The 12,288-nt window shown below is 69.6% G+C and carries 13 protein-coding genes; 7 read left to right on the top strand and 6 right to left on the bottom strand.

The features are described from left to right. Positions 1 to 26: 26 nt before the first annotated feature. Both A6W98_RS17410 and A6W98_RS17405 read right to left on the bottom strand, forming a co-directional pair. Positions 27 to 1,157 carry a TRAP transporter substrate-binding protein gene (locus A6W98_RS17410; RefSeq protein ID WP_042463764.1) on the bottom strand — a complete coding sequence of 377 codons (1,131 nt, stop codon included), beginning with the start codon at positions 1,155 to 1,157 and terminating at the stop codon, positions 27 to 29. A 341-nt stretch (positions 1,158 to 1,498) separates the two neighbouring features. After that, a complete protein-coding gene (locus tag A6W98_RS17405) occupies positions 1,499 to 2,119 on the bottom strand; it encodes a GNAT family N-acetyltransferase (RefSeq protein WP_042463761.1) in 621 nt (206 codons plus the stop codon). A 169-nt stretch (positions 2,120 to 2,288) separates the two neighbouring features. Here A6W98_RS17405 and A6W98_RS17400 point away from each other — a divergent pair, with 169 nt between their 5' ends. Next, a complete protein-coding gene (locus A6W98_RS17400) occupies positions 2,289 to 2,612 on the top strand; it encodes a 2Fe-2S iron-sulfur cluster-binding protein (protein ID WP_042463758.1) in 324 nt (107 codons plus the stop codon). Positions 2,613 to 2,721: 109 nt separating this feature from the next. Then, positions 2,722 to 3,612, top strand: a complete 891-nt coding sequence (locus A6W98_RS17395; RefSeq protein ID WP_042463756.1) for a DMT family transporter — start codon at positions 2,722 to 2,724, stop codon at positions 3,610 to 3,612. Between the two features lie 18 nt (positions 3,613 to 3,630). On the opposite strand, the gene purD is transcribed toward A6W98_RS17395, so the two are convergent. Next, positions 3,631 to 4,893, bottom strand: a complete 1,263-nt coding sequence (gene purD, locus A6W98_RS17390) for a phosphoribosylamine--glycine ligase (protein ID WP_042463753.1) — start codon at positions 4,891 to 4,893, stop codon at positions 3,631 to 3,633. A gap of 241 nt (positions 4,894 to 5,134) precedes the next feature. On the opposite strand from purD, the gene A6W98_RS17385 reads away from it, so the two are divergent. Next, positions 5,135 to 5,458 (top strand): peptidoglycan-binding domain-containing protein, encoded by a 324-nt coding sequence (locus tag A6W98_RS17385; RefSeq protein WP_042463752.1) that lies wholly within the window; start codon positions 5,135 to 5,137, stop codon positions 5,456 to 5,458. A gap of 128 nt (positions 5,459 to 5,586) precedes the next feature. After that, positions 5,587 to 7,137 (top strand): exodeoxyribonuclease VII large subunit, encoded by a 1,551-nt coding sequence (gene xseA, locus A6W98_RS17380; RefSeq protein ID WP_042463751.1) that lies wholly within the window; start codon positions 5,587 to 5,589, stop codon positions 7,135 to 7,137. A gap of 38 nt (positions 7,138 to 7,175) precedes the next feature. On the opposite strand, the gene A6W98_RS17375 is transcribed toward xseA, so the two are convergent. After that, on the bottom strand, positions 7,176 to 7,598 hold the full coding sequence (locus A6W98_RS17375) for a hypothetical protein (RefSeq protein ID WP_042463749.1): 423 nt from the start codon (positions 7,596 to 7,598) through the stop codon (positions 7,176 to 7,178). Between the two features lie 219 nt (positions 7,599 to 7,817). On the opposite strand from A6W98_RS17375, the gene ftsY reads away from it, so the two are divergent. After that, on the top strand, positions 7,818 to 9,428 hold the full coding sequence (ftsY, locus tag A6W98_RS17370) for a signal recognition particle-docking protein FtsY (RefSeq protein ID WP_042463746.1): 1,611 nt from the start codon (positions 7,818 to 7,820) through the stop codon (positions 9,426 to 9,428). Positions 9,429 to 9,449: 21 nt separating this feature from the next. Here ftsY and A6W98_RS17365 read toward each other — a convergent pair whose 3' ends face one another. Next, positions 9,450 to 9,914, bottom strand: coding sequence for an MgtC/SapB family protein (locus tag A6W98_RS17365; RefSeq protein ID WP_042463743.1), 465 nt, complete (start codon positions 9,912 to 9,914; stop codon positions 9,450 to 9,452). Positions 9,915 to 9,986: 72 nt separating this feature from the next. Between A6W98_RS17365 and A6W98_RS17360 the strand changes: the two genes are divergently transcribed. Then, positions 9,987 to 10,892, top strand: a complete 906-nt coding sequence (locus A6W98_RS17360) for an EamA family transporter (RefSeq protein ID WP_042463740.1) — start codon at positions 9,987 to 9,989, stop codon at positions 10,890 to 10,892. A 5-nt stretch (positions 10,893 to 10,897) separates the two neighbouring features. Beyond that, positions 10,898 to 11,509, top strand: a complete 612-nt coding sequence (locus tag A6W98_RS17355) for an inner membrane-spanning protein YciB (protein ID WP_042463738.1) — start codon at positions 10,898 to 10,900, stop codon at positions 11,507 to 11,509. A gap of 72 nt (positions 11,510 to 11,581) precedes the next feature. Here A6W98_RS17355 and A6W98_RS17350 read toward each other — a convergent pair whose 3' ends face one another. Beyond that, entirely contained in the window at positions 11,582 to 12,286 is a 705-nt protein-coding gene (locus A6W98_RS17350) for a glutathione S-transferase N-terminal domain-containing protein (RefSeq protein WP_042463735.1), read from the bottom strand. Between the last annotated feature and the right edge of the window lie 2 nt (positions 12,287 to 12,288).

The raw sequence follows: 12,288 nt of genomic DNA, 5'->3' as shown, positions 1-12,288 counted from the left end.
CCGGGGGCACCCGCCCCGGGACCGGCTCAGAGCCTGAGCCGGCCGGGGAAGTAGTGGTCGTAGGCCAGCGTGTAATCGGGCGCGTTCATCACCTCGTAGAAGGTCACGCGCTCGACCCAGGCGCGCTGGCTGTCGAGGCATTTCTTCATGAAGGCGTCCTCTTCGAGCTCGGGGATCAGCTCGTCCCAGGCGGCAAGCTGGGCATCGAGGATCTCCTTCGAGGTCCGGTGCACGGTCACCCCCGCCTCGTCCTGCAGCCATTGCAGGTCGGCCGAATAGCGGTCCATGGCCTTGGCGGTATTTGCGGTCGAGGCCGCCTCGACGCCGTAGCGCAGGATCGCCTGCAGATCGGGCTCGAGATCCTCGAAGAACGGCCGGTTGAACAGGAATTCGAAGCTTTCCGAGGCCTGGTGATAGGAGGCCAGGTAATAGTGCCTGGCCACGTCCTGGGCGCCGAAATCCTTGTCCGACGAGGGGTTGTTGAACTCGAAGGCATCGATCACCCCGCGTTCCATCGCGGGCACCAGCTCGCCGCCCGGAAGCTGGGCGACCGACATCCCCATCCGGGCCATCAGATCGGCGGCCAGCCCCACCGTGCGGTACTTGAAACCCTGCAGGTCGGCGACGGTGTCGACCTCGTCCTTGAACCAGCCGAAGGGCTGGGCGAACATCGGAAAGCCCAGAAAGCCCACGACATCCAGCCCCATCACATCCTGGGTCAGTTCGCGGAACAGCTCGTCGCCGCCGCCGGCGTAGAACCAGCCCAGCATGGTCGTGGCCGAGCCGCCGAAGACCGGTCCGGTGCCGAAAAGCGACGCCGCCTTGTTCTTGCCGTACCAATAGGCGCAGACCGAATGCGAGGCGTCGAGCACGCCGTCATTGACCGCATCCATCACCTGGAAGGCCGAGACCACGGCGCCCGCGGGCAGCACGTCGATCCTGAGCCGCCCGCCCGACATCTCATCGACGCGGCGGGCATAGTCGCGGGCGAATTCGTCCCAGATGTTCGATGCGCCCCAGGAGGTCTGCATTTTCAGGACGATCGGCGCCTGGGCCAGAACGGCAGGCGCGGCCAGCGCGCCGGTTCCGGCGACGCCGCCCGCCAGCGCGCTGCGCCTCAGGAACGAACGACGGTTCATGTTGGACATGTCTGTCATGGGCCTCCTCCCCGTTACGCCCCGATATGCCGGGGGTATTGCGGGCTCCGGCCTGCGCTTTTGCGTCCTTTTCGGGTCCCGCAGCGTAAAGCATACCCGGCGGACCCCTTGTTGCAAACTGTCAAAGAAGGGGGGCGCCGTTTCCGCACTCGCGTCCGGGCGCCCGGAGCGGGGCCGGTCCACGCCCTCCGAGCCGGGGCCGGAGCGGCGGCCCGGGCGCATCGCCCGGCTTGCGCGGATTGCCGGGGAAGACTGCTGGGGGCGGCACGGCCTCCGCCTCGGGTCCGCTCTGCCGCGGCTATGGCGGGGGCGGCGCTTGTCACAGGGGGCCGCGCCGCGTGTCAGGGGCGGTTCGGAGGACCGTCCGTTCCGGCGCCACCGCTGTGCTGCCCCTGCGGCCTGTCGCCGGGCAGGCCGTCGAATGGCGCGGTGTCGCCGGGGCCGAGCGGTTTCTGCATCTGGACGGAATCGAGCCAGCGGCCATGCTTCCAGCCGACCGAGCGCAGCACGCCCGCATCCCTGAAGCCCAGCGCGCGATGGAGCGCGATCGAGCCCGTATTCTGCGAATCCCCGATCACCGCCACCATCTGCCGGAACCCGGCCGCCTCACAGCGCGCCAGCAAGGCGCCAAGCAGCGCCCGCCCGACGCCCTGTCCGCGAAAGGCCGCGTCGACATAGACCGAATTCTCGACCGTGCCGCGATAGGCCGGGCGCGGGCGGTAGGTATTGGCATAGGCATAGCCCGCGACCCGGTTTCCGGCCCGTGCCACCAGCCAGGGAAAGCCCGCCTCCGTCACCTTTTCCCAGCGCGCCCGCATCTCGGGCAGATCCGGCGGGGCAAGCTCGAAGCTGGCCGTGCCGGTCCGGACCGCCTCGGCATAGATCGCCTGCACGCCGGGCAGGTCGGCTTGGGTGCAATCGCAGAGGGTCAGGGGGGCAGGGGGGGCGGGCTGGTTCGTCATCGGCGTCTCCGGAACTGGACGGGGCGACAATGCCATCGCGGGACGGGGAAGAAAATGGCTTCGGGACAGGCCGGGCAACAGCGGAGCCGCCCGGGTCCGCTTTCGCTGGAAAAAGCGGCAAAGCTCGATTATTCCCACCGCGACCGATAGCCGAATGCGAGGGGCAGTCATGGCGAAGATCACCTATATCGAACATAATGGCACCGAGCATGTCATCGATGTGGCCAACGGGCTGACCGTGATGGAAGGCGCCCGCGACAATGGCGTTCCGGGCATCGACGCCGATTGCGGAGGCGCCTGCGCCTGTTCGACCTGCCATGCCTATGTCCATCCCGACTGGGTCGACCGTCTGCCGCCGGTCGAGGACATGGAGGCCGACATGCTCGATTTCGCCTATGCCACCGATCCCAAGCGCTCGCGCCTGACCTGTCAGATCAAGGTCACCGAGGCGCTTGACGGGCTGATCGTGCAGATGCCCGAAAAGCAGATCTGAGCAAGGCGGCTCCGACGGCCCCGGGGAAGGGACCGGGGACGGCACCGGCACCGGCTGCGCGCAACAGGCTGCGCCTCGCCGAGCGGAGGCGGGCGCGGCGAGGATGTCCATGGATCTCTGGGTGATCATGACGATCGGGGCGGCGGCGGTTCAGACCGTCCGCTTCATGCTGCAGAAACGGCTGCGGGGGCTGGGCCTCTCGACCGCCGGGGCGACATTCTCGCGCTTCGTCTTCGCGGCGCCGCTTGCTGCGCTGTGCCTGGCGGGCCTGATGGCGGTCCGGGGCGAGGCGCTGCCCGGCATCGCGCCTGCCTTCTGGGCCCATGCCGCGACCGGCGGGCTGGCGCAGATCATCGCCACCTTCGCGACCGTCGCGCTGTTCTCGGAACGCTCCTTCGCGGTCGGCGTGGCCTTCACCAAGACCGAGGTGATCCAGGTCGCGGCCTTCTCGGCGCTGCTGCTGGGCGAGCCGGTTTCGGCGCCGGGGATGGCGGCCATCGCCATCGGGGTGCTGGGCGTCATCGCGCTGTCGCGTCCGCCGGGGGGCTGGGGCGGCATGTCCTGGCGCGCGCTGGGGCTCGGGCTGCTGGCGGGCGGGTTCTTCGGGCTGTCGGCCATCGGCTATCGCGGCGCGACGCTGCAGGTCGCCTCGGAGGATGCGCTGATGCGGGCGCTGCTGGCGCTGAGCTGTGTCACCATGATGCAGACGCTGGCCATGGCGGCCTGGATGGCCTGGCGCGAACCGGGCGAGCTGGCCCGGGTGGCGCGGAAATGGCGGGCGGTGCTGCCGGTGGGCGCGACGGGAATGCTGGGCAGCGCGGGCTGGTTCACCGCCTTCGCGCTGCAGAACGCGGCCTATGTCCGGAGCCTCGGCCAGATCGAGCTGATCTTCTCGATCCTGGCCTCGGTGCTGGTCTTCCACGAGAAACTGCGCGCGGCCGAGATCTTCGGCATGGCGCTGCTGCTGGCGTCGATCCTGATGCTGGTGCTGCTGATCTGAGGCCGGGGCGCGGCGGGGCTAGAGCGCCCGCCAGCCGATGTCGCGCCGGTAGAAGCCCTCAGGCCAGTCGATCCTGTCGATCATCGCATAGGCCTTTTCCCGTGCCTCGGCGAGGCTCGCGCCGCGGGCGGTCACGTTCAGCACCCGGCCGCCTGCCGCCGTCACCTTGCCGTCCTCGGCGCGGGTGCCGGCATGAAACACCATCCGGAAGCTGTCCGCGGGCAGGGCGTCGAGCCCGCCGATGACCGAGCCCTTCTCATAGGCGCCGGGATAGCCCTTCGCCGCCATCACCACGGTCATGGCATGGTCGTCGGCCCAGTTGACCTTCGCCTCGGCAAGCCGACCCTCGGCGCAGGCCAGCATCAGGTCGAGCGCCTGCCCGCCAAGCCGCATCATCAGCACCTGGGCCTCGGGATCGCCGAAGCGGACATTGTATTCGACCAGCCGAGGCTGGCCGTTCCTGACCATCAGCCCGGCATAGAGGACGCCCTTGTAGGGGGTGCCGCGCCGCGCCATCTCGGCCACGGTCGGCTTGACGATCTCTTCCATCGCCTTCGCGCAGACCGCGTCGGTCATCACCGGGGCCGGGGAATAGGCGCCCATGCCGCCGGTATTGGGGCCGGTATCGCCCTCGCCCACGCGCTTGTGGTCCTGCGCGGTGCCGATGGCCAGAACATCGGTGCCGTCGCAAAGGACGAAGAACGAGGCTTCCTCGCCCTCCATGAATTCCTCGATCACCACCTCGGCGCCCGCGCCCCCGAAGGCGCCACCGAACATGTCGTCGATGGCGGCTTCGGCCTCGGCCAGGCTCATCGCCACGATCACGCCCTTGCCGGCGGCCAGACCGTCGGCCTTGACCACGATCGGCGCGCCCGCCTTGCGGACATGGGCCTTCGCGGCCCCGGCATCGGTGAAATGGCCATAGCCTGCGGTGGGCGCGTTGCTGGCATCGCAGATCGCCTTGGTGAAGCTTTTCGAGCTTTCCAGCGCCGAGGCCGCGCGGCTCGGCCCGAAGCAGAGGATGCCTGCCGCTTCCAGCCGGTCGGCCACACCCGCGGCCAGCGGTGCCTCGGGGCCGATCACCACGAAATCGACCGCGTTCTCCTCGGCGAAGGCCGCGACCGCGCCGCCATCCTCGATGTCGAGCGTCGCGCATTCGGCGATGGCCGCGATCCCTGCATTGCCCGGCGCCACGATCAGCCGGTCGCATTTCGGGTTCTGCAGGATCGCCCAGGCCAGCGCATGTTCCCGTCCGCCGCCGCCGAGAATGAGGATGTTCATCTGCCGCCTTTCGCCAAGCTCTTTTCCGGCGCCTTGTAGGCTGCCCGGCCGGTTCGGGCAAGCGACCGGGAAAGGGGCCCGGAAAGAGGCTCTGAAAGAGACCGCGAAATCGCCTTGCTTTGTCCGCAGCGATGCCGCGCCGGGCAGCCATACAGACAGGGTAAACAGGCCATTAACCGGTTCTGCCGGGGGCCGCCCCCCGACCGGACCGATCCGCAACCGCTGCCCCGCAGGTGCCCCGATGAACCGCCCAGCCATCGCCTTCGCCCCGACCGCCATTCCCGGCACGCTGCTGGCTGCGTCCTACCGCGCCGATCTGCTCGAGACCGGCTTTCAGCGGCTCGGCCCCGACCAGCGGCGGGCGGTGCAGGGCGAACTGCGCGAGCTCGGGCTTTACGCGGCGCGGATCGACGGCGCTTTCGGCCCGGAGACCGAGGCCGCGCTGGTGCGGGGCGCCGATTATCTGGTCTGGAGCAGCCGGGGCGCGATGCGGGTCGATCTGGGAACGCCCCGGGGTGTTGCGGTCTATCTGCGCGGGCTGGCCCTGGGGCAGGTCGCGGCCTGAGCCCCGCCCCGAAACGACAAGGCCCGAGTGGACAAGCCCCGAGCGACAAGCCGACGGGAACAAGGGCAGGGTGCCGCGCGGCCTCGGAGGCAGTTGAACCCGTCTCGATTTCCGGGCACCAAGGGCCCATGTCCGACCTCATTGACGATGACGGCCCCGGCGGCCCCAATTCCCCCGAATTCACCGTCTCGGAAATTTCCGGCGCGGTGAAGCGCACCGTCGAGGGGGCCTTCTCGCATGTCCGCGTGCGCGGCGAGGTCGGGCGGGTCAGCCTGCCGCGCTCGGGACATATCTATCTCGACCTCAAGGACGACCGGAACGTGCTGGCCTCGGTGATCTGGAAGGGCACCGCGCAGCGGCTGGCGACCCGGCCCGAGGAAGGCATGGAGGTGATCGCCACCGGGCGGCTGACCACCTTCGGCGGGCAATCGCGCTACCAGATGGTGATCGAGGATATCGCGCCCGCAGGCGTCGGCGCGCTGATGGCGATGCTGGAAAAGCGCAAGGCGGCGCTGGCGGCCGAGGGGCTGTTCGCGGCCGAGCGCAAGCGCGCGCTGCCCTATCTGCCGCGGGTGATCGGGGTCGTGACCTCGCCCTCGGGGGCGGTGATCCGCGACATCCTGCACCGGCTTGGCGACCGCTTTCCGCGCCATGTGCTGATCTGGCCCGTCGCGGTGCAGGGCGCGGCCTGCGCCCCCGAGGTGGCCCGCGCCATCCAGGGCTTCAACGCGCTGCCCGAGGGCGGCGCGATTCCGCGGCCCGATCTGCTGATCGTGGCGCGCGGCGGCGGCAGCCTCGAGGATCTCTGGGGGTTCAACGAGGAAATCGTGGTGCGCGCCGCGGCCGCGTCGCAAATTCCGCTGATCTCGGCGGTGGGTCACGAGACCGACACCACGTTGATCGACCATGCCGCCGACCGCCGCGCGCCGACGCCGACGGCGGCCGCCGAGATGGCGGTGCCGGTGCGGATCGAGCTGATAGCGGCGCTGGACGGGCTCGAGGCCCGCCGCTCGGCCGCGCTCGGGCGGTTGCTGTCACAACGGCGCCAGCGGCTGGCCGATCTGGCGCGTGCGCTGCCCCGGCCCGAGACCCTCTTGAATTTCGCGGCCCAGCGGCTTGACCGCGCTGCCGACCGGCTGCCCGCGGCACTGTCCGCTCGGGTCGCGCGCGAACGGCTGCGGCTGTCCGAGGCGGGTGCGGCGCTGCGCCCGGCCAGTCTGAGGCGCCGGCTGGCCGAGGAACGCCGCCGTGCCGACGAGCGCGTGGCCCGGGTCGCGCCCGCCCTCGCGCGGCTGCGGCGGCTGCGGGCGTCAGAGCTGGAAAAGGCCGCGCGCCGGGTCCGTCCCGAGCTTTTGCAGCGCCGCGTCGAGACCGGGCGCGAGGCGCTGGCCCGGCTCGATGCGCGGCTTCGCGCGGCGCTGGGCGCCGGGTTCGAGCGGCGCCGGGCGCGGCTCGAGGCGCTCGAGCGGATGCGGGCGGGGCTCAGCTACCGGGAAACGCTTCGCCGCGGCTTTGCGGTGGTGCGCGCGGGCGGGCAGGTGGTCACGAGCCGGGCCGCGGCCGAACAGGCGGGCGCGCTCGAGATCGAGTTCCGGGACGGGCGGCTTTCGACCGCAGGGCGGCCGCCGCGCCGCAGCCGCAAGACCGACGAGCCGCCCGAACAGGGCACCCTGCTGTAAACGGCAGGCCGGCTCCGGTGCGCGGTCCTGGCCCGGTCTCAGGCGCCGACGCGCGGGCCGGAGCAGATCAGCGGTTCGCGGCTCTGGTTGACCTCGATCAGTTCGGTCTGGTCCGGGTCGTTCTCGAACCGGGCCATCAGGCCCTGGCCGGACTTGAAGAAGCTCCAGCATTGCGGGTCTTCGGGATCGTGGTCGTAGCGAAAGCAGATCTGCCCGTCCGCCTCGAACCAGACGCCTTCCGAGCAGTCGCCATCGAGGAAGGTCCAGATGACCCGGCGGCCGCTGAGATATTGCTCGGCGCCGTAGGCGCGGCCCCCGGACGCATAGAACAGCGTCTTTCCCGTGGCATAGCGGTCGAAGGCGGCCGCGGACATCGGCTCGGCGGCCTCGGCTGCGGTCAATCCGGCGGCCAGGGCGGGCAGGGCGGCGGCGAGAAGAAAGGCGATCGGCGCGCGGCGCATCGGTGTCCTCCGGTCTGTCATTTCCGTCACTTTGCCAGAGCCTGCGCCGGTTCGCCAGCGCCGCCGCCCGGGAGAAGGTGTATCGGCGGGTGCGTCGGCGGGTGCCATGGCATCGGCGCGCGGCTGCGGCGAAGATGGCGCCGGGCGCGCCCCCTTCCATATCGGGGCGTTTCCGCATAGGTCAGGACAGGGTCTCACAGGGGAGGCGCAGGAGGCGATATGGCGTTTTTCAGCAAGCTCAGACAGCGGCTCGGCAAGTCGTCCTCGAAGATCGAGCAGGGTCTGGAAGAGATCGTGCGCGATGGCGGGCGCGAGGAAGAGGTCGCGTCCTCGGCCGCGGCCCGTGCCGACGAGACTGCGACCGCCCCGGTCCTGCCCGCCGATCCCGGGCCTGCCGAATCCGCGCCCGAGCGTCCCCCCGAACCCACGCCCGCACCGGAGCCAGCGGCGCCGCGCGAGCAAGACCGTCCGACCCCGCTGGTTCTGGGCGCTGCCGAGGCGGTGACCCATGCCCCCGAGCCGGAACCCTCTCCTGCGCCCGCCCCGGAGCCGGAACCCGATCCCGAGCCGACCCCTGCGCCAGAGGAACCGGTGCCGACGCCTGAACCCGAGCCTGCGCCCGAGCCCGTGCCGATGCCCGATCCGGAACCGGTTCCGGCGCCCGTTCCTTATCCCGAGCCGCTGAACATCCCGCCGGGACCCTCCGAGCGTCCGCCCGAGCCGCCGCAGGAAGCCCCCGACTGGCCCGGCGAGGTTCCGCCGTCAGTGCCTGACGAGATCCCCGCTGACATTCCCACCGAGCTGCGCTCGGACCCGGCGCCCGCCTCTTCGGACGCGTTTCGGGAGGAGCTGACCGGAGCCGGAGACGCAACCGGCGAAGAGATGGGCCAAGAGACCGGCCAAGAGACGGGGGCGGGTGCGCCGCGGCGGGGCTTTTTCGGGCGCGTCTTCGGGCGTTCCGAGCAGAAGGCGTCCGAGCCGAAGAAGACGGTGATCCGGCGCGAGCTTGACGATGCGATGCTGGAAAGCCTCGAAGAGTTGCTGATTTCGGCCGATATGGGGGTCGATACCGCGATGCGGGTCACCGCGAACATGGCCGAGGGCCGGTTCGGCAAGCGGCTTTCGGTCGACGAGATCAAGGAGCTGCTGGCCCAGGAAATTGCCCGGATCATGGAGCCGGTCGCGCGGCCGATGCCGCTTTATCCGAAGAAGCCGCAGGTGGTTCTGGTGGTCGGCGTGAACGGCTCGGGCAAGACCACCACCATCGGCAAGCTCGCCAGCCAGTTCCGCGATGCGGGCAAGTCGGTGATCGTGGCCGCGGGCGACACCTTCCGCGCCGCGGCGGTCGAACAGCTTCAGGTCTGGGGCGAACGCGCGGGGGTGCCGGTGATGACCGCGCCGCAGGGCGCCGACCCGGCCAGCCTCGCCTTCGACGCCATGGCCCGGGCCGAGGCCGAGGGCACCGACCTTCTGATGATCGACACCGCCGGGCGGCTGCAGAACCGGCAGGATCTGATGCAGGAGCTGGCCAAGATCGTGCGGGTGATCCGCAAGCGCGACGAGACCGCGCCGCATAACACGCTGCTGGTGCTGGATGCGACCACCGGCCAGAACGCGCTGAGCCAGGTCGAGATCTTCCGGAACCTTGCCGATGTCTCGGGGCTGGTGATGACCAAGCTCGACGGCACCGCCAAGGGCGGCGTGCTGGTGGCCTTGGCCGACAAGTTCGGGCTGCCGATCCATGCCATCGGCCTGGGCGAGCAGATCGACGATCTCGCGCCCTTCGAGCCGGAGGATTTCGCCAACGCGCTGGCCGGGCTCGATGAGTGAGGCCTCGCGGGGGCGCAGGCGCTATTCGAGCAGCCGGACGACTTCCAGAACGATCAGGGCGACCAGCGTCGCAAGCCCGGCCAGCGGCAGGGCGCCGGTGCCGCAGGCCAGCCCGATGGCGCCCGCCAGCCACATTCCGGCGCCGGTGGTCAGGCCCCTGACGCCGCCGCGATTGGTGATGATCGCCCCGGCGGCCAGGAAGGCGACCCCCGCCGTCACCGCCTCGATCAGCCGCAACGGGTCGATCCGGAGCGTGACATCGCCCATGCTGGCCGCGTCGATCATCCGCAGCGCGATCAGCGTGAACAGGCAGGCAGCCAGCGCGATCAGCATATGGGTGCGCAGCCCGGCGGGCTTGCCGCGGCGCTCGCGCTCGAAGCCGATCAGCCCGCCAAGCGTCATCGCGGCGACCAGTCGAAGGATCGCGACCTCCGTCGGCAACCCGCCGAACGGATTGGAAAACTCCTCCGCAAGATTGTCCAGCATCTGCGCTCCTCCTGATCCTTCCCTCAACTCAGATAGCCCGCGCGGGGGCCCCGGGCGAGGGATCGGGCGGCGATGACCGACTGGATCGCCTCGGTCGAGGGAACATCCGCCGGGCACGATCTGGCGCTGATACTGGCGCTGTCGGCGGCGGTGCTGCATGCGGTCTTCGGCGCGCTGCAGAAGGGGCGGCACGACCCCTGGCTGTCGCGCGGCGCGATCGATTTCTCCTACGGGTTCATGGCGGCACCGGTGGCTTTGTTCGTGGTGCCCTGGCCCGAGCCGCATATGTGGCCGATCTTCGCGGGCGCCTTCGCGATCCATCTGGCCTACAAGCTTGCCCAGGGCTACACCTATACCAAGGGCGCCTATACGGTGGTCTATCCGGTGGTGCGGGGTACCGGGCCGCTGTTCACGGTGATCGGGGCCTGGGCGCTGTTCGGGGAGGTCTTCCAGCCGCTGCAATGGCTCGGTGTCGCCGTGCTTCTGGCCGGGATCTACGGGCTTGCGGTCTACAACCTGCGGCACTGGACGACGGATCGCGAGACGCTGAAACCCGCGCTTGCCTTCGCGGTTCTGACCGGCGGGTTCGTGGCCGCCTATACCACCTTCGATGCCTATGGCATCCGGGCGACGGCCGATCCCTTCACCTTCCTGGCCTGGTTCTTCTTCATCGACGGGCTGAGCACGATGCCCTGGCTGGCGCTGATGCGCTGGCGGCAGATGGCCGAGCGCCCGGCACCGGGGCCGCTGATGCTGCGGGGCGTCGCGGGCGGGCTCGTGGCCTTCATGAGCTTCGGCGCGGTGATGATGGCGACCCGGCTCGACAAGGTCGGCGAGGCGGCGGTGCTGCGCGAGACCTCGACCGTATTTGCGGCCTTGATCGGATGGCTGGTCCTGGGCGAGAAGGTGGGGCCGCGGCGGCTGGCGCTGATGGCGCTGATCGCGGCCGGGGCGGTGATTGTCGAGATGGGAGGCTGAGGCCGATGGCCGAAAAGCGCAAGATCAATCCGGGGCTGAAACTGGCGCTGGAACTGGGGCCGATCGTGGCCTTCTTCGTCGCCTATCTGCGTCTGCGCGACCGGACCTTCACCATCGCGGGCACCGACTATCAGGGCTTCGTGCTGGCGACGGCGGGGTTCATTCCGCTTTTGCTGGTCACGACGGCGATCCTCTGGGTGCTGACGCGGCATGTCTCGAAGATGCAGATCGCGACGGCGGTGCTGGTCGTGGTGTTCGGCGGGCTGACGGTCTGGCTGAACGACGAGAGGTTCTTCAAGATGAAGCCGACCGCGATCTATGCGCTGTTTGCCGCGGTCCTCGGCTTCGGGCTCCTGCGCGGGAAATCCTACCTGCAATATGTGCTGGACGAGGCGGTGCCGCTGGAGCGCGCGGGCTGGATGATCCTGACCCGGCGTCTGATGCTGTTCTTCGTCGGGCTCGCGGTCCTGAACGAGGCGATCTGGCGCACGATGTCGACCGATGCCTGGGTCAATTTCAAGACCTTCGGACTGACCATCGCGATCTTCGGGTTCTTCATGGCGCAGGGGCGGCTCTTCAAGCGCTATGGCCTCGAGGAGACCGGGCGCGAGGGCTGAGCGGGGCGAAAAATCTTCGTCGAAGATTTTTCGCCCAGCCCCGGCCTGCCGCCGGTTTGCCCGCCGTCCGGTCTAGCCGCGGCGGAACAGCATGGCCTGCGCCTTGCGGTTGGTGCTGAGATCGGCCTTCCTCTCGGCCGCCAGCGCCCGGCCCCGCTGCACCCCGGGACGGGCGGCCACGTTTTCCAGCCAGCGCGCCATATGCGGGTTGTCGTCGAGGCTCTGCTCCTGTCCTTCCCAGTTCGAGGCCCAGGGCCAGATCGCCATGTCGGCGATCGAGAAGAAATCGCCCGCCACGAATTCGGCCTGCGCCAGTTGCCGGTCGAGCACCCCGTAAAGCCGGGCGACCTCGGAGCGGTAGCGGTCCTTGGCATAGGGCAGGTCCTGCGGCGGCTCGAGGCTCGGCGCGTATTTCAGGAAGTGATGGGCCTGGCCCGCCATCGGACCCAGCCCGCCCATCTGCCACATCAGCCACTGGTCGACCGAGATGCGCTCGCGCTCGGTCCGGCCGCAGAAGCGCCCGGTCTTGCGGGCCAGATATTGCAGGATCGCGCCCGATTCGAAAATCGAGACCGGTGCGCCATCGGGCCCGTCGGGGTCGATGATGGCGGGCATCCGGTTGTTCGGGGCGATCTTGAGGAAGTCGGGCTTGAACTGGTCGCCCGCGCCGATATCGACCAGCGTCAGCCGGTAGGGCAGCTCCATCTCTTCCAGCGCGATGGAAATCTTCCAGCCATTGGGCGTGGGCCAGTAGTAAAGGTCGATCTCGGATGTCATAT

This window comes from Rhodovulum sulfidophilum DSM 1374, assembly GCF_001633165.1.
GTDB classification, from domain to species: domain Bacteria; phylum Pseudomonadota; class Alphaproteobacteria; order Rhodobacterales; family Rhodobacteraceae; genus Rhodovulum; species Rhodovulum sulfidophilum.
This window is presented reverse-complemented; position numbering and strand designations above follow the sequence as displayed.